This window comes from Vibrio sp. Vb0937 (assembly GCF_033338855.1).
This window is the reverse complement of sequence record NZ_JAWOTK010000002.1, coordinates 747,431-764,850: the sequence shown is the minus strand read 5'-3', so window position 1 is coordinate 764,850 and position 17,420 is coordinate 747,431. Positions and strand designations below refer to the sequence as shown.

17 protein-coding genes are annotated in these 17,420 nt (G+C 47.8%); 7 read left to right on the top strand and 10 right to left on the bottom strand.

Going from position 1 to position 17,420, the window contains the following annotated elements; genetic code table 11:
* Positions 1–57: 57 nt before the first annotated feature.
* The gene (locus R7P67_RS06785) at positions 58–1,314 is read right to left on the bottom strand and encodes an adenylosuccinate synthase (RefSeq protein ID WP_005373814.1); all 1,257 of its coding nucleotides are present in this window, start codon (positions 1,312–1,314) and stop codon (positions 58–60) included.
* A 105-nt stretch (positions 1,315–1,419) separates the two neighbouring features.
* On the opposite strand from R7P67_RS06785, the gene R7P67_RS06780 reads away from it, so the two are divergent.
* The 3 genes from R7P67_RS06780 (at position 1,420) to R7P67_RS06770 (ending at position 3,393) form a co-directional block, all read left to right on the top strand.
* Positions 1,420–2,289, top strand: a complete 870-nt coding sequence (locus R7P67_RS06780; protein WP_005373812.1) for a LysR family transcriptional regulator — start codon at positions 1,420–1,422, stop codon at positions 2,287–2,289.
* A 19-nt stretch (positions 2,290–2,308) separates the two neighbouring features.
* Positions 2,309–2,701, top strand: coding sequence for a ribosome recycling factor family protein (locus R7P67_RS06775; protein ID WP_262652663.1), 393 nt, complete (start codon positions 2,309–2,311; stop codon positions 2,699–2,701).
* 77 nt (positions 2,702–2,778) lie between these two features.
* Positions 2,779–3,393, top strand: a complete 615-nt coding sequence (locus R7P67_RS06770) for a LysE family translocator (protein WP_017633575.1) — start codon at positions 2,779–2,781, stop codon at positions 3,391–3,393.
* A gap of 93 nt (positions 3,394–3,486) precedes the next feature.
* On the opposite strand, the gene R7P67_RS06765 is transcribed toward R7P67_RS06770, so the two are convergent.
* The 6 genes from R7P67_RS06765 to doeA all read right to left on the bottom strand — a co-directional run bounded on the left by R7P67_RS06765 (position 3,487) and on the right by doeA (position 10,154).
* Positions 3,487–4,008 carry a DUF2058 domain-containing protein gene (locus R7P67_RS06765; protein WP_054574550.1) on the bottom strand — a complete coding sequence of 174 codons (522 nt, stop codon included), beginning with the start codon at positions 4,006–4,008 and terminating at the stop codon, positions 3,487–3,489.
* A gap of 171 nt (positions 4,009–4,179) precedes the next feature.
* On the bottom strand, positions 4,180–5,583 hold the full coding sequence (locus R7P67_RS06760) for an aspartate aminotransferase family protein (protein WP_262652665.1): 1,404 nt from the start codon (positions 5,581–5,583) through the stop codon (positions 4,180–4,182).
* Between the two features lie 41 nt (positions 5,584–5,624).
* Complete coding sequence (locus tag R7P67_RS06755; protein ID WP_262652666.1) at positions 5,625–7,145, bottom strand: NAD-dependent succinate-semialdehyde dehydrogenase; 1,521 nt, start codon at positions 7,143–7,145, stop codon at positions 5,625–5,627.
* A 155-nt stretch (positions 7,146–7,300) separates the two neighbouring features.
* A complete protein-coding gene (locus tag R7P67_RS06750; RefSeq protein ID WP_005373784.1) occupies positions 7,301–7,780 on the bottom strand; it encodes an Lrp/AsnC family transcriptional regulator in 480 nt (159 codons plus the stop codon).
* A gap of 124 nt (positions 7,781–7,904) precedes the next feature.
* Entirely contained in the window at positions 7,905–8,912 is a 1,008-nt protein-coding gene (doeB, locus tag R7P67_RS06745) for a N(2)-acetyl-L-2,4-diaminobutanoate deacetylase DoeB (protein ID WP_115386511.1), read from the bottom strand.
* Positions 8,913–8,966: 54 nt separating this feature from the next.
* Entirely contained in the window at positions 8,967–10,154 is a 1,188-nt protein-coding gene (doeA, locus tag R7P67_RS06740) for an ectoine hydrolase DoeA (protein ID WP_005373780.1), read from the bottom strand.
* Positions 10,155–10,425: 271 nt separating this feature from the next.
* Between doeA and R7P67_RS06735 the strand changes: the two genes are divergently transcribed.
* Positions 10,426–11,859 carry a PLP-dependent aminotransferase family protein gene (locus R7P67_RS06735; protein WP_080996739.1) on the top strand — a complete coding sequence of 478 codons (1,434 nt, stop codon included), beginning with the start codon at positions 10,426–10,428 and terminating at the stop codon, positions 11,857–11,859.
* A gap of 20 nt (positions 11,860–11,879) precedes the next feature.
* Here R7P67_RS06735 and R7P67_RS06730 read toward each other — a convergent pair whose 3' ends face one another.
* Positions 11,880–12,902 (bottom strand): helix-turn-helix domain-containing protein, encoded by a 1,023-nt coding sequence (locus R7P67_RS06730; RefSeq protein ID WP_262652668.1) that lies wholly within the window; start codon positions 12,900–12,902, stop codon positions 11,880–11,882.
* Between the two features lie 131 nt (positions 12,903–13,033).
* Between R7P67_RS06730 and R7P67_RS06725 the strand changes: the two genes are divergently transcribed.
* Genes R7P67_RS06725 through R7P67_RS06715 form a run of 3 tightly spaced genes read left to right on the top strand, consistent with a single transcriptional unit; the run spans position 13,034 to position 15,411 of the window.
* Positions 13,034–13,795 carry an SDR family NAD(P)-dependent oxidoreductase gene (locus R7P67_RS06725; RefSeq protein ID WP_054574554.1) on the top strand — a complete coding sequence of 254 codons (762 nt, stop codon included), beginning with the start codon at positions 13,034–13,036 and terminating at the stop codon, positions 13,793–13,795.
* Positions 13,796–13,835: 40 nt separating this feature from the next.
* Complete coding sequence (locus R7P67_RS06720) at positions 13,836–14,348, top strand: 2,4'-dihydroxyacetophenone dioxygenase family protein (RefSeq protein ID WP_262681479.1); 513 nt, start codon at positions 13,836–13,838, stop codon at positions 14,346–14,348.
* 4 nt (positions 14,349–14,352) lie between these two features.
* Positions 14,353–15,411 carry a zinc-binding dehydrogenase gene (locus R7P67_RS06715; protein ID WP_262681481.1) on the top strand — a complete coding sequence of 353 codons (1,059 nt, stop codon included), beginning with the start codon at positions 14,353–14,355 and terminating at the stop codon, positions 15,409–15,411.
* Between the two features lie 83 nt (positions 15,412–15,494).
* On the opposite strand, the gene R7P67_RS06710 is transcribed toward R7P67_RS06715, so the two are convergent.
* Together R7P67_RS06710 and grxB are read right to left on the bottom strand one after the other, a co-directional pair.
* Positions 15,495–16,619 (bottom strand): alkene reductase, encoded by a 1,125-nt coding sequence (locus tag R7P67_RS06710; protein ID WP_005392746.1) that lies wholly within the window; start codon positions 16,617–16,619, stop codon positions 15,495–15,497.
* Positions 16,620–16,629: 10 nt separating this feature from the next.
* Entirely contained in the window at positions 16,630–17,259 is a 630-nt protein-coding gene (gene grxB, locus R7P67_RS06705) for a glutaredoxin 2 (RefSeq protein WP_021452472.1), read from the bottom strand.
* Between the last annotated feature and the right edge of the window lie 161 nt (positions 17,260–17,420).

Genomic DNA, 17,420 nt, shown 5'->3' with positions numbered 1-17,420 from the left:
GCGGCTTTACCCCGGAACAGATAAAAGCCGCTTGCCAATGATGTGTTAATTCACATCTTATCGCATAATCATTTGTTCACGACCAGGACCCACAGACACCATTTTTACTGGTACGCCCATGAGTTCCTCAATGCGTAGAACGTATTTCTGTGCTGCTACTGGAAGCTCTTCAAACTTACGACAACCTGTGATGTCCTCGCTCCAGCTTTCCATCTTCTCGTAGATTGGCGCAAGAGAGGCAGTTTGAGGCCAGATTGGGTTTTCGCTGTGGTCGCCTTCGTAGCCAACACAGATTTTCAGATCGTTAAGGCCAGTCAAACAGTCTACTTTCGTTAGTGCAATTTCAGTTGCGGCTTGCAGTTCAACGCCATTCTTCGTAGCGACTGCGTCGAAGTAGCCCATGTCGCGTGGACGACCCGTAGTTGCACCGAACTCGCCAGCAAGTTCGCGGAAAGCGTCTTGCTCTTCCATTGCAGTGATCAACGTACCAGTACCCACTGATGAGCTGAAGGCTTTTGCAACCGCAATAACGCGTTCAGGACGAAGTGCCGGAAGGCCACTACCGATACCCGCGTACATTGATACAACGTTAGAAGATGTTGTCCAAGGGTACTCACCGTAAACAAGGTCACGACCCGCGCCAAGCTGCGCTTCGAACAATAGAGTTTTGTCTTTCGCTTGTAGTTCTTTTAGAGGAAGCGTTACGTTGCAAATTGAATCGCGCCAAGGTGCAGAGACTTCTAGCAGCCAGTTCGCCAGTTCTTCAGCGGTTTGTTCAAACTCGAACGTCGGGTAAAGTGCACGCAGTTGCGGCAGTTTCCAATCCATCATGAATTGAAGGCGTTCAACCAATACTTCTGGTTGCTTCAACCAACCAACTAGGATGCCTTTCTTCATTACGCGATCACCGTACGCAGGTGCAATACCTTGGCGAGTTGAACCGTATGCTTTGTCGCCTAAACGTTGTTCTTCTAGCGTATCTTCTAGTGCGTGTAGAGGTAGACACAGTGTTGCGCGATCAGAGATGCACATATTCACTTTTACGCCCGCTTCTTCAACTTCCGCAATCTCCTGAGACAGCAACGCAGGGCTGATAACCATACCCGGACCTAACACTGCCAAACAGTCAGGGTTGAATACGCCACTTGGAAGCTGGTGCAGCTTGAACGTACCTAGATCGTTAACCACGGTGTGACCCGCGTTGTTACCACCTTGGAAACGAATGCTCGCAGAAGCTTGCTCTGCCAAAAAGTCAACGATGCGGCCTTTGCCTTCATCACCCCAGTTTGCACCCACAACAACGATAGACGACATAATTTAATCTCCAAAAACAGATGCAAAAATCTTAAGGTGTTCGCCATAATAAGAGAAATTAATTATACTCATTAACTTGATAAGAATCTCATATCGGAATTGGCAATGTTAGATTTGAACTGGCTGCGAACCTTCGTAACTCTTGCAGAGGTAAAACACTTTGGTAAAACAGCGACGGAACTGCACATGACGCAGCCGAACGTAAGTTTGCATATCAAGCAGTTGGAGCAAGCCACGCGCACGAAATTGATTGAGCGAAATCCCGTGCAGTTGACGCAAGCGGGGAAGCGTTTGTTAGCTACGGCGCAGCGGATGCTCAATGAGCTGCAAATTTGTCAGTCAGATCTCAATGCCATCAACGATCTTACGCAGGGGACGCTTTCTATTGCGGCGAGCGATATTGTTTCACGTTTACTGCTTATCAAACCATTTCAGCAATTCAAAAGTGAATATCCGGGGATCGACTTGGCATTGTTCAACACCACATCTTCTCAAGCGGTGGATTTGGTGAAAAGTGCGCGTGCCGATATCGGCTTTGTTATCGCACAAAAAGAGAGTCAACCGCTGCATTTTACGCCTCTCACGCAAATTCACTGGTGTGCGTTTGGTGATAACATTTTTGAGTGGCAAGACAATCGAAAAGAGAGCCAGACGCTGATCCTGCTAGGGCACGATACTCGAACCCGAGAGCTGATTGATGCGTCTTTACCTGAGCTAAATCTGCCTAAGCATCGCGTGATGGAAGTGGGCAGTGTGGAAGCACAAATCGACTGGGCGGAAGCGGGATTTGGGACTGCTATTGTGCCGGATTTCTCGCTCGATCCGAGATTAAAGCTTTCTCGTGAAGTTACGCCTTTGCCAAGTTTTCCAAACACTGATTTCGGCTACATCGTGCGTCAAAATCAGGTGTTATCCAAAGCGGCAAAACAGTTGTTGGCTTGGGTTGGCGAGAATGTGTCGGTGGTTGAGGGCTAAGGCGATGAAAGAAAAGGCCATGAAAGAAACGAAGATTACGATTTCGCTCCCATCCTTGATTCACCGTATTGGGGGCGACCATGCCAAGCGAGCGAAAACACTCGCAGCAGAAAAACAGTGCGATCTTAAGCGAATTAGACGATCTCGTCACTGGCAAATCTCAGGCGAGGCTTTGGATGTAAAAGCGTTTTTAGAGCATCTCAAAAACGAAGCAGCAGAGACGATGCGATTTGCGATCAACAAAATCGAACAAGCTCTACTTGCTCACCAAGACAAATTGGAACCTTTGGACGTGAAGTTGATACGTTTGGTGAGACAAAACCCAAACATCACCTTAGCGGAGCTGATGGCTGAAACGAACTGCACGTTAGTTCAAGCTCGCACGGCACGATTTGATGCTGAGTTGCTTTAAGATCGGTTTGTGGTTTACTCACTTTATTAACAGATGTTAGGGTACCGATCAAAATCACTCACTAAGACCATTTTATTATGGATATTTGGCAGCTTCTCCTTTTTATTCCAGCTTGCTTCGCTCTAAATATGGCTCCAGGCCCAAACAATTTATTGGCAATGAATAATGCGCGTTGTTACGGCTTTAGGGCCGCGTTTACGGCCAGTTTAGGCAGAATTGCTGCTTTTTCAGCGATGATTGCGTTGTCTGCATCAGGTCTGGCTGTGATTTTGTATACGTCAGAAATGCTATTTTTGGCAATAAAGTTGGTAGGGGCGCTGTATCTACTATGGATTGCGTTCAACCTTTGGCGCTCAGAGTCCAGCCCGATCTCTGACTTGGACAATTCGCGCAATTACGCAGGACTTGCGAAGCAAGAATTTACGCTCGCTGCTGGCAACCCGAAAGCGATTCTTATTTTTACTGCATTCTTGCCGCAATTTGTTGATGCCAATGCCAACGTTCAAGAGCAGTTTTTTGCCCTTGGCTCCACGTTTTTGATATTAGAAATGGTCGCCATTTCAATCTATGCCATCTTTGGTTTGTACTTGAGACACTGGTTTTCAAACCCCAAAATGGCGAAACGTTTCAATCGCGGATGTTCGTTGTTTTTAGCCGCATCAGGTGCGAATTTGCTACTAAGTAAGCAATAACAACACATCATCTCTGTAGATTATTTTTCTATAAAAAGAGCCGCTGATGTTACATCAGCGGCTCTTTTAGTTGATGCATCGATTAATTTATTGTTACCACATCAAATCGTCAGGCACGACGAAATCTGCGTATGGATCGTCTTCTGCTGGAATGTCCGATTCAGGTTCTTTTTGTTCGATGATGACGGACTCATCACGTTGAGTAATTTTATTCGCTACTCCACGTGGAATGACAACATAGCTTTCACCAACAATTGCGATTGCCAAAATACCTTTGATCAACTGCTCGCGGATAAGTGAATCTACATAAAGTGATTTCACTAGCGTACCGTGAGTGAAGTTGTATTTGATGTCGCCATCTTTTAAGTCGATCTTGTTCATCTCAATCAATTGATTGATCTGCGCTTTGATCTCTTTATTTAATCGCTCAGCATTTTGTTGCTCGCTCAATTGTTTATCACGCTCTAACTGTTGGCGTTTATTCTCTTCAACCGCCGCTTTTACTTCGCGTGCTTGAACGCGTGATTTTTTAGAGCCTTTCTTCGCTTTCTTTAGTTTCTTTTCATTAACTAAGCCAGCTTTCAGCATTTGTTCTTGAAGGGTAAGTTTTGCCATGTTTTATCCAGTTAGTGCGCAATTTTGGGCATTTTACCCACTATTGCCACTTGTAGTAAATAATAGTGCTTTCTATGGGTCTAAAATGTTTGGTTGGCTTGCTATCTCTTTAAGGAAAGTGCAAAGCGGGCCTTCTCCAAAGCCCGCGAGCGTTACTGAAATCTAGGTGGGTTATGGCTGCCACTGTTTAGATGTGACGAGGTTATCCATCACTTTGTTTACCGCTTGATGCGCTTTGTCGACAATGGTGTCTATATCGTTACGGTTCGCGATAAGCGGTGGAGCAAATCCGAGGATGTCACCATGTGGCATGGCGCGAGCGATTAAGCCTTGCTCTAAACAGGCCGCCGCGATTTGCGGGCCTACTTTCAAGTTTGGATCAAAGTGTGCACGGCGGAGCTTGTCTGAAGAAAACTCCAACGCATGCAACAAGCCAACGCCACGAGTATCACCGACCAATGGATGATCGCTAAACGTCTCCGCCATGCGTTGCTGCAAGTAAGCGCCGACTTCGGCTGCGTTTTGCACCAGGCCTTCACGTTCAATGATATCGAGGTTGCAGTTCGCGGCTGCCGCTCCCATTGGGTGACCAGAGTAGGTATAACCGTGTCCGATAGCACCCCATTGGTCGGTACCGTTTTCTAGCACACTCCAAACTCGTTCACCGACGATCACGCCAGACAGCGGTTGATACGCTGAGGTTAACCCTTTCGCTACCGTGATGAGATCTGGTTTCATGTCGTAGTGGAGTGAGCCAAAATCGGAGCCGAGGCGACCAAAGCCACACACCACTTCATCCGCAATCAAGAGTACATCGTATTTGTCGAGTACTTTGCGAATCGCCTGCCAGTACCCTGCTGGTGGTGGCACAATACCGCCAGTACCGAGCACTGGTTCTGCAATCATTGCTGCTACCGTTTCTGGGCCTTCTTCCAAGATCATCGCTTCGAGTTGATCTGCGCAATATTGAGAGAATTCGAGCTCAGACATACTCTCGTCTTCACGGCGATAATAATATGGCGCGATGGTGTGTTTGATGCGCTCAAGTGGTAAATCAAAATGGGCGTGGAACAGCGGCAAACCTGTCATTGAACCGGACGCGATACTTGAACCATGGTAGCCGCGGTCACGCGAAATGATTTTTTTCTTCTCTGGTAGACCACGAGCATTGTTGTAATACCACACCAACTTAAGTTGAGTTTCGTTCGCGTCGCTGCCTGACATGCCGTAGTAAACTTTGCTCATGCCTCCAGGCGCCATTTTGATGATGCGATCTGACAGTGTCACGAGCGCTTCGTTCGTATGACCGACGTAAGTGTGGTAGTACGCCAGCTCTTTGGCTTGTTCATAAATAGCATCGGCCATTTCGGTCCTGCCATAGCCAATGTTTACACAATACAACCCGGCAAAGCCGTCTATCAGCTCGATGCCTTCTGAATCGGTGATGCGTATTCCGCTTCCGCTCGAGATAATTCTTCCCGAAAGCTCCCCGGCCGCATACTGCTTCAGGTGGGTTGAGGCATGAAATACTCTCTGACGATCGATCTCTAAAAGTTGTTGGGTTTTGTTACTCATGATCCTTCTCCTCGAATAATTGGATATCCATATTTCGTGCCTCAACTGCCACTGACGGTTGGTATAGCGCCTAAGCAGCAGTATTTGATTTCGCTGTATTCTTCAAATCCGTGACGGCTTCCTTCTCGTCCAAGACCAGACTGTTTCACGCCGCCGAATGGGATAGGGTGCCCTGTCATTTTGACGGAGTTCACGCTCACCATGCCAAACTCCAAACCGCGCATGCAGTGCCAAATTTGGTGAATATCGTGACCATAAACATAGGCAGCTAAGCCGTACTCAGTGTCGTTGCTCATTTCAATCACGGTATCTAAGTCTTGGTAAGGCAATACGCCTGCCACAGGACAAAAATTCTCTTCGCGATACACCGCCATTTCAGGGGTTACATCGGCTAGCAATGTCGGCGCGAAGAAGTTTTCGCCTGGTACGGGCTGGTGGTATCCCGCTACCAATCGCGCGCCTTTGTCGAGCGCGTCACGCACCAAATCATGCGCTTTATCCACCGCAGTGCGATTAATAAGCGGTCCCATGGTGGTTTTTTCGTCTAAGCCATTGCCCAAAACGATGTGGCTCATTTCTTTGGCAAACGCTTCCAAAAACGCTTCGTACTTATCGTCAGGGACGAAAATACGGTTTGCGGCCAAGCAGTCTTGTCCTGCGGTTTGAAACTTCGCATCCACGGCGGCTTTGGCTGCTTGCTCGACATCCATATCTGGCAGCACGATGAAAGGGGCGTTACCACCGAGCTCCATACTGCACTTCTTCACGGTTTGTGCCGCGTCGCGTAGCAATAGTTTGCCTACTCGAGTTGAGCCTGTGAACGAGAGCGCTTTGACTTTATCGGAGTGGCACAAGGTTTGTGACACCATCATCGCATCGCCAGTGATAACGTTAAATACACCAGGTGGAAAGCCAGCTCGGTCTGCTAACTCTGCCAACGCTAACGCAGAAAAAGGCGTTTCACTGGCGGGCTTAATGAGCACCGGACAGCCTATTGCTAGTGCGGCTGCGGCTTTGCGTGTGATCATGGCATTAGGAAAATTCCATGGTGTAATCAGAGCTGCGACACCAATCGGCTCGCGTACCGTCGATAGTTGCGCATTCGGGATATGACTTGGGATGGTTTCGCCATAACAGCGGCGTGCTTCTTCGGCAAACCAACGAACAAAGGATGCGCCGTAGTCAATCTCACCTACAGCATCACCTAGTGTTTTTCCTTGCTCCATCACCATCAAATGAGCAAGATCTTGCTTTGATTCTAGAATCAGGTCGTGCCAACGCATGAGAATTTCAGCGCGCTCTTCTGCTTGCATTTTTCGCCATTGACGAAAGGCTTGGTCGGCTTCATCAATCGCTTGATAGAGTTGTTGCTGAGATAGCTTAGTGATGTAACCGATGACCGTGCCATCTGCTGGATTATTCACCGGATGAAATTGATCACCACTTACCCATTTGCCATTCACGTACGCTAAACCTCTCACCAAACGTACGTCTTTCATTATCGCCATCATGTCGTGCGAGGCTTTTAATTCTTCAGCGTGTAAGCTGTGCAGTGCTGCCATGAGTCCTTCTCCCAGCATCGTTGTCCATAATGAAACTGTAATGGAGAAGTGACCGAAATAATTTCTGATACCGAGGTTTAAAACGTCAGAAATTTCTTTTTAGTGCCGTTAAATATGGTGTTTTTTCTGTTCACGCCTGATGCGCATTTTCCCTTTTATAACAAAGCGTTTTGGTTTACTTCGAATGTGCCCGCATCACGTTTGATTGTTTTTGTCACAATGTAAGTAAAGTAGCGCTCAATGCCCACATCTGAGTCTAACCAGTTGTCGATAAGCCGCTGATATTGGTCGATATCTTCTGACTGAATTTTAAGGATGTAATCGACACCACCGCCCGTGGCATAGCAATCAGTGACTTCTGGTGAATGTTGAACCAGTTGCTCGAAGCGTTTGAACGCTTGGGCGTTGTGTTCTTTGAGTGTAACTTCAACCATAACCGACGTTCGTTTGAACAAAATATCGGTATTTACTTTTGCTCCGTAACCTTCAATGATGCCTGCTTCTTCCAGTTTTTTGACGCGCTCCCAGCAAGGGCTCACGGATAGGTTGATGGCCTCGGCAAGGTGAGATTTGGTGATACGACCATTATCATGAAGTATTTGTAGAATTTTTACGTCGTAGCGATCGAGGCGCATTATGAGTCTCCCTGTTGAATACTAATCATTTCATGAAAGGCTGATGACTGGTCGCTGTTATAAGGTGCTTTCCAGTTTGCTTCTGGTATGCCATTTGTTTTGATTTCTTTAGTTGGCTTTTCAATCAGCCTATCTCGCCGCAGTCTTCGGCTATAACTGCGATAGTGTCACCGATATTCACCATAGCAGGAAAACGACGTGCCGCGAAAATACCATTGCGCTGTGACTTGTACTCAACGGGGGCGGTACCTGTGCGCTCGGTCGAGAAGATTCTCACTAATACATCTCCCTTTTTGACGGTATCGCCAAGATCAAATAAGTATTCTGTGATGCCGTGGTGTTGGCTTTGCACATAACAACTTGCATCAGGCATATCTAATAACTTAGTTGGTTGGGTTGGTTGTTCGTAGTCACCGGGCAAGTTGCCTGAGAAGCGTAAGAAGTTGCGAATGCCACGGTCGGAATAAGCGATGGTTTCTGGAGTGCTGGTTCCGCCTCCTCTTAGTTCGGTGGTAACAAAGATTTTTCCCTGAGACTCCACGGCAGTGTCATACAGGCTGGTGGCGTCCATTTCGAGCAAGATCATGGTGTAAGGTGCGCCAAACAGTTTTGCACCTAATATGCAGGCTTCTTCTTGATCGAGATTGTTGAGACGATGGGCAGCGGCGAACGGAACGATATCTAACGTTTTACCACCTGAGTGAATGTCTAACGCAAAATCGCACTTAGGAACTAGGTAACGAGTAAAATAATCCGCAATTTTCTCGGTCACTGTGCCTATGGGGTTGCCGGGAAAGCTGCGATTTAAATTCCCCTTATCGATAAACGACGTACGTGAGGCATTTTGTACCGCAGGTAAGTTCATCATGGGTACAATAATGACACGACCTTGGATTTGATCTGCCTGAAGCGAGTTCGTCAATTTTAGCAGGCTGGTGATGCCTTCGTATTCGTCTCCGTGATTACCGCCAGTAAGCAGTGCGGTTGGTCCGTGACCATTTTTGATCACGGTGATAGGTATCATAATACTGCCCCAAGCGGAGTCGTCATGTGAATAGGGCAGCGTTAAAAAGCCGTGCTGTACACCTTCTCGGTCAAAGTCTATGGTGGCTGTGATCGAGCTTTTTTGCATATCAAGTCCTTTTAGTTCTCAGACCTGGCTCAACAGAGCTTAAGGTTTGAAAAATTAGTGTTTAACAAATAAGTGGCGTGGAAAATCACACAATGTTTTTGCTCCATCATGGGTAATGACGATACTTTCCGTTGTTTCTAACCCCCAATCTTTGAACCACAGCCCCGGCATAAAATGGAATGTCATACCTTCTCTCAAGATGGTTTTATCGGTGTCTCGCAAACTCATGGTTCGTTCTCCCCAATCTGGCGGGTAGCTCAAACCTATTGGATAGCCACAACGGGCGCCTTCGCGTGAGAATCCCGCTTTATCGAGAACCTGGTTTAGTGCATTGGCGATGTCGGCGCAGGTATTTCCGGGCTTTGCCACTTTCAAGCCCGCTTCAAGTCCTAGAGTTAGGGCTTCGTCGGCTCGTTTAAACTTGTCGTCAGGCTCGCCAAGAAAAATAGTGCGTGAGAGTGGGCAATGGTAACGGCGGTGCGCCCCTGCGATTTCAAAAAACGTCCCTTCGCCTTTCTTGAAGGGTCTGTCATCCCAAGTCAGGTGAGGTGCGGAAGCATCAGAACCTGATGGCAAAAGCGGCACAATCGCGGTGTAATCGCCAAAGTGGTCTTCATGCCCGAGCACGGCTTGGCGGTTAATCTCGGCAACAAGGTGGTGTTTCGGTAATCCTGGTTCAATCATGTCGAACGCAACACGGTGCATATTTTCAACAATGCGAGCGGCACGGTACATGTACGCCAGTTCTTGATCGGATTTAACGGCGCGGCACCAGTTGACTAGTCCAGTTGCATCGAGAAGTTGAGCATTCGGTAGGTGCGTGGTGAGTGATTCGTAAGCGGTGGCGCTAAAGTAATAGTTATCTTTTTCTACACCGATGCGACCACGATCCCAAAGGCGCGGAGCCAGTACGGCTTCGACCAGGAAATCCATCGGGTGTAGCGGCGGATTCATTACATAATGGTCTGGATAGTAGGTGATGTTTTCTGCCGACATATACGCAGTCCTGTATGCTCCGTTGGCATCTTGGCAGCGTCCAAACCAAACTGGCTCATCAGATGGACCAACAACGACACACTGTGGCACGTAAAAAGACCACCCATCATAGCCTGTCAGCCACGCCATGTTAGAAGGGTCATGAATGATAAGGACATCCAATTCTCTTTCTTCCATCGATTGCCGAACTTTCGTTAACCGATCCTGGAACTCATCCAGTGTAAAATGCAAAGCAACGCCTCTCATATTTTCTCCTTGTTAGAAATCCGACGCCTTATGGGCCTTCGGAGACGCTGAGGTATTTCTACCTTCTACCAGCTAGCCAGATCTGCGTTAAAAATGATTGCAATTTACCTCTGGGGTTGTATTTGGATTGAACGATGCTGTTTAACATGTTTGTTTAACCCATACATTTCATGTCAATCATTACAATTGTGGTTTATTTTTGTGCATTTCACCTCATTTTGTGAGTTAAAGTTCGCTGTTTGTTAAATGGAAGTTACAATGAGCGTTAAAAATGAATCAATTAAAATATTGTGTCATGACAATTTCTTTGAACCCGATCATTCGGCCAGGCACCGCTAAATACATCTCCATTGGTAACTATCTTGTCGAATGTGTCCGCAGTGGTTATCTAAAACCGGGGACTCGATTACCCACACATCGTGAGTTTGCAGAGCAAATTGGCGTCAGCGTACAAACGGTGAGCCATGCATATGGTTATGCAGAGAAAAAAGGGGCGATCGAGTCTTGGGTTGGGAATGGTACTTTTGTCAAATCAGGTTTTGTGGATGAAAGTACGGACACGGAGTTCATGCTGACACAAGAGATGAAAGAAACGCCGGATGAAATTGATATGTCGATTGCACATCCAGTGGTGACCGATCGCCACATTACGCTTTTTAATCAGGCGTTAATGGAGATTGCTGGGCAAACAAACAATCGTGGTTTGATCAGTAAAGCAAAGCCGGTAACAGGTCAGCCTCATCATATTGAGTCAGGGGCACGATTTCTAAGTAGCCAAGGGCTGGATGTGGGTGCCGATCAGATATTACTCACAAATGGTGCATGCCATGGTTTAACGTTGGCTTTAAGCACAGTTGTTGAACACGGTGATTTAGTTGCTTGTGGTCACTTGGTTGATCATGGCTTGATCTCTCGCTCGAGAATGCTTGGATTTAAGTTGCAACCACTTGAAATGGATGAGTTTGGTATAACGCCGGATGCATTTGAATGGGCATGTAAACACAAACCAATCAAGGTATTGTGTTGCACACCGAGCATGGCTAACCCGACTAGTGCGCATATGGATGTTGAACGCCGAGAGGCGATAGCGAATATTGCGCAGCAATACGACATCTATGTCATTGAAGATGACGTGTATGGAGCACTAGAACCTAACCGTGTCCCACCCCTTGCCACATTGTTACCCGAACAAGCTTTCTATGTCACCAGTTTAACCAAAGTTGTAGCGCCAGGCATGCGCACTGGCTATCTGACGGTCCCACGTCATTTTTTGCAGCACGCGATTGGTCGTTTAGCGGCAACGAGTTGGTCTGCGACTCCATTACCATTTGAAGTCGCTCATTTGTGGATCGAGAACGGTACGTTAAATCGACTTATTCGCTTTCAAGTCAATGAGTTTGCTAAGCGACAGCGAATAGCAAAAGCCGCTTTAGAAGGGCATGTTTATAGCTCGCACCCGAATGGACAGCACATTTGGTTGAGACTACCCGAGCAGTGGAATAGCGATGACCTGGTTGCTTCGGCAAAGCGTTCAGGGGTGCAGATCACGGGATATAAACCGTTTGTTCTCGATACAAATCAGCCAATGCCTTACGTGCGAATCAGCTTGGGAGCAGAAACAAACCGAGGCTACATCAAACACGGGTTATCTGTGATTGCTGAAATTCTCGATACCAACCCTCCCACCTCACACTTTTTGGTCTGAGCGATAGGTTATCTATGCTTTTATCTGATGGGCTTAAACGTTTGTAACTGAGTTTTTTCTTGTCGCCATTGTCTCGGCGATTTTCCCGTCCAACGGCGAAAGTGGCGGCTGAAGACCGCAGTTTCTGCATAGCCCAGTTGCAACGCGATATCGGTAATACTCTGAATATTCTCATGCAATCGCTGTTCGGCGAAATCCTGACGCACTTGTTGTAAAAGCTGTCGATAATTTGTGCCCTGTTGTTTCAGCTTGTTTTGCAGCATTCTCGGATGCAGGTCCAATGCTCTTGCAACGCGCTCAACGCTGCATTCTCCGGTTGAGAGCAGACGGCCAATCATGTTTGCTGCTTGGTCACTGAGATTGTTGGGGTAACGGGTTTGCAGCTCTTTGAGGTGCTGTTGAAAATGGCGCTCTAGTGCGTCTTCATCTTGGTGGTTCTTAGCGTTAAGCAGAGTCGCTTTAAGTAGGATACCGTCAAACTTATCACCGAAACGCAGTTTGTTCTGCTGGGCAAACTTGCTTTTTTCTACTTCCAATGTTGCGTGTTGAGTCAAATGTAGCGCGAAGTGACTTGCTTCAATATCAAGCAGACTGGCAATAAACATCGCCAGATGCGACACACTGAGCTGCATCAACTGCGCGATACCTCGTTCGCTGTGCACATCAATATTGAGCGACAACCGTACCCAATCATCTTGTGGCGTCATGTTGAGAGTGACCCCTGACGAATGCAGATAGAGAAAATCATTCACCCGCGCCAAGGCTTCACCGACCGTTTGCGCCCGGGAAACCAGCATTGGTAAGTCTCCCAAGCTCTGTAGGTTTTGACGCTCGGCGAGCAACACGCCAAACAGCGGTTGCTGACAACGAGCAGCCGCTTCTTCCAGTAATTCAGCCAACCTAGGGTAGGCGAGATAGGTATCGGGATCGCGAAACTGCGCGGCAGACAGGCCAACAGCGGCCATTATCTCTTGCGGATTGTGACCTAATTCTGAAACCAAGCTATCAAATTTATCAGCAGCGCCACTTCGTACGATATACATGTCTCGATTTTAAAATGTTAACAGGTTGTAAATCGCAATATATCAAATTTACTTCGTAAAAGGTCAAGTGAGTGCCAGTGAGTTGATCTAAGTTACATTTCGATAACAACAACGCATGGATGAGAAGCTGTATGGAACTTATCAATAAAACTGCCATCGTGACTGGCGCTGCGGGTGGAATTGGGCAAGCTATTATTGCAAAGCTAAGAGAGCAAGGAGCCAAAGTGCTTGCTGTCGATATTTCAGAGCAATCACTGCAAATGTACACAAGTTTTGACTCAAAGCAGTTGGGAACCTTTGTCGCGGACGTCACCGATTACCAACAAGTTGAAGCTATGGTGAAGTGCGCGGTCGAACAGTTTGGCTCGCTTGACATCATGGTCAACAACGCGGGCATCGGTGCACCGAAACCTCTGCTTGACCACGACCCAATTGCCGATTTTGAGCCGATCTCTAAGGTCAACCAAAATGGCGTTTACTACGGCATTCTTGCCTCTGGAAGACAATTCCAAGCGCAAGGCACGCCGGGCGTGATCCTCAATACTTCTTCTGTTTACGCACGAATGGCGTCTGAGATGACCTTTACCTACAACGTCAGTAAAGCCGCAGTCGATATGATGACCAAATGCGCCGCATTAGAACTCGCACCATTGGGTATTCGTGTTTGCGCTGTCGCTCCGGGACGCGTTGATACTCCGATGTTAAGGCAATACGAAGAGATTGGCCTGTGGGACCACATCCGCAAAGAACAGATGCGTCAAAACTTCACACAACCAGAAGAGATTGCTGATGTGGTGGCGTTTCTGGTCAGCGAGAAAGCCAACTGTATCAACGGTTGTACCATCAGCGCATCTGACGGTTTCGAGAATTTTAAGTACCCACTTATGGGATAGGTGAGTACGCCACATTACAGCAATAGCGAGGATGTAAGTTATGTCATTACCAGAAGTTATTCAGCACCAAGATTTCTTATTCACTCTTAATACCAATGAGGAGTCGCTCATCAAAGACGCTCTACCGGGTGTGGATGTTTACCCGTTGTTTCTTGACCCAGAAAACGGTACTTGGGTGATTCGTGCCAAATTCAAACCGGGTATCACTCTGCCTAAGCACTTCCACACTGGTGTGGTGCATTTCTATACGCTGAGTGGCGCTTGGCACTACATTGAATACCCAGATCAAGTCCAAACCGCTGGCAGCTACTTATATGAGCCGGGCGGTTCGATTCATACCTTCCACTGCCCTGAAAGCTCAGGCGGTGCCGACGGTTTTATGGTGATCACTGGTGCAAACATTAACTTTGACGAAGAAGGTAACTTCATCAATATCATGGATGCGGGTTGGATTGAGCAAGTTGTTATTGCAACAGCGAAAGCACAAGGCTTCACCGCGCGCTACATCAAATCGGGTGCGATTGCTGGCCTGAGTGATGATCTTGCGGAGTAACCCCATGCAACAGATGAACAGTATCGTAATGCAGGATGGTAGTGTCCGCCTGAAGCAAGTCGAAATCCCCAAACCCGCTTCGGGACAAGTGTTGGTTCGCAGCCTTGCCTGTGGCATTTGTGGCTCCGACCTTCACATTACTCGACACGCGGATGAGGTATTTGATGTATTCCACCAGCTCGGGTTGATGCCTGATGAAGTCGGTGACCACGCTCAAGTGATGTTGGGGCATGAGTTCTGTGCGGAAGTTGTCGAATACGGCGCCGATACGCAACAAACGCTACCCGTTGGTAGCCGAGTCACCTCAGTGCCGATGTTGCTTAGTCAAAATGGCGCGGGCGTTGGTGTTACTCCGGGTACTTATGGCGCTTACTCTGAGTACTTCCTGCTTGATGAAGCGTTATTGCTCCCTGTGCCAGACGGAATGCCGTCTGAGGCGGCGGCATTAACCGAACCACTGGCAGTCGGTTTGCACGCGGTCAATCGCAGTGAAATCGAAACGGAAGAAACCGCGCTGGTTGTCGGTTGCGGCCCTATAGGGCTGGCGGTGATTGCTGCACTGAAACAACGCGGTGTGAGCAATATTCTTGCGGTCGATCTTCAGGAAGAGAAACTGCAACTTGCTAGTGAGTTTGGCGCAAATCGATTGATCAACCCGACCAGGGAAGACGAGATCGCCGTTGGTGAGCAGTACGCGATGAACTCACGTCTGGTCATTTATGAATGTGTTGGCAAGCATACTTTGATTGATGATTTTCTGCGCCGTGCTCCTGCCCGATCACGAATCGTTGTATCAGGCATTCATACGACACCCGCAATCATTAACTACGCGTACGCGACGGTAAAAGAGCTCGATTTGAGATTCTCTTACTACTACCAACCGCACGAGTTTGAGCAATGCCTACAAGCGATTGCCGAACACAAGTTGCCTTGGCAGAAAATGCTTACCGCCAAAGTGGGAATCGACGGTGTCGAAGACGCATTTACACAGTTAATGACGCCAAATGACCACATCAAAGTCGTTATTGAACCTTGGCGCTGCGGCGCGTTAGAAGTGATTTAACTCTTAGCCAGATTAAGCTAGCTAAAACCAATTTTAGTTTGGTGACAGCCCCAACCGTAGCAGCTAGGTTGGGGCTTTTTTTGTTAGGCCTGTTCTGCGCATTCCTGTTGCAGAGCAGGGTAATCGGTGTAGCCTCGTTCGTTTCCGCCAAACAACGTTGAGCCATCGAGTTCTGCCAACGGATGGTGATGTTGCAATCGAGAGACCAAGTCTGGGTTTGCTACGAATGGTCGTCCGAATGCGACAAGATCCGCGTAGCCTTTCTCTAACACTTCGTTTGCTCGTTGAGGATCGTAGCGACCTGCGACAATGATAGCGTTGCGAAAGCGCTTTCTAAGTTCGATTCGAAACGTCTCGGGAATCGTTGGTGCATCGGCCCAATCGGCCTCGGACAAGTGCAAGTAGGCAATGTCGCGCTCCTGTAGCTGTTTTGATGCTTCCAAGATCGTTGGCACGATATCTGGGCAGTCCATATCTTTAAACGTAATGAATGGTGCCAATCTCACCCCAACTCGATGCGCACCAACAGCGGCGATAACTGCATCCACCACTTCGATAAGAAAACGGATACGATTTTCTCGTGAACCGCCGTAGTTGTCTGTCCGATGGTTTGAATTGGTTCTTAAGAACTGATCGATCAGATACCCATTCCCGCCGTGGATTTCTACACCATCAAAACCCGATTCAATGGCGCGTTTGGCTGCGTTCGCGAAATCACCGACAACTCGGTTGATGTCCGCTTGTGTCATGGCGCGTGGCTCAACACAATCGACCATATTGCCGTTGCCTTGTTCATCTGCAATCCAAACTTGCGTCTCTACCGGAGCGAGCGCAGATGGCGCGATAGGCTGTTCACCATTTTGGAATGTTGGGTGAGACACTCTGCCCACATGCCATAGCTGACAAAACATCGCTGCGCCTTGTGACTTGACCGCTTGGGTCACACCCTGCCAGCCCGCCACTTGCGCATCGGTGTAAACGCCAGGGGTGAACGAGTAGCCTTGAGAATCGTCCGAAATTTGTGTGGCTTCGGAAATGATCAGCCCGGCAGAAGCGCGCTGTTGATAATACGTTGCCATCATCTCATTCGGGATGTTGCCCGGCTGAGTGGTGCGTGCGCGAGTCATTGGTGCCATGACAATACGGTTTTGTAGTGACAACGCTTTCAGTTGAGCTGGTTCAAACAGCTTATTTGTTCTTTGTTTCATGATGCGCTCCTTAGATAAGTACTGGCACGTTGGTCGCTTTACGAGCGGTTGCCATCCAGTGAAGTACGGCTGGATCCCATTGCACTTCGGGCGCACTGAAAAAGCCGCGTAGAATAGAAAACATAATGGCTTGATCAACCAGTGACGTTTGCTTTTCTGAACTTAGGTTGAGCAAGGGTTTAGTTTGTTCTATCAAGGCGGCGACTTCTTTCGCAATCGCAGGTGTATCGTTAATCAAAGCTTCAAAATTTAACGCTTCGGTTTCTTTTTTTGCACGCCATGCTTGTTTAGCGGTTTCTGTTGCAAATTCCGGTAACGTCATGTTTGACCAACGCGGATACCCGACTTTTTGTAGCGGTAAAAACGCTTGTTTTTGCCAGTCTAAAACCGGTGTTGAGGGTTGGCTTTTTTCGCTGGAAGATGCCAATTCAAGGAAGTAGTTGATGATGTCTAAGCTTTCCGCCATGGCTTCACCATCGTCTTTGATCAAAAGAGGAACTTGTTTTGCGCCGATAAGGTTTGTGGTGGTGCTCTCGTCGTCATAAGCAATGTTGATGACATCGAGCTGAATATTCAGCATGCCTGCAACAAAACGGACGCGGGCGCTAAAGGGGCAATGTTCATAAATGTACAGTTTCATTTTTTGTTTCCTATCTCTTGGCTGGGCAGGGCGTGTTGTTGTGCGTTGTACAGCGTTACGGCGTTTAACTTTGCCCTGTCACATAACGTTCTGGGTCTAAACAATGTCGATAGGGCCAGTATATGGATTCGACTTAATTTGATAATTGGGTAATATCTGAA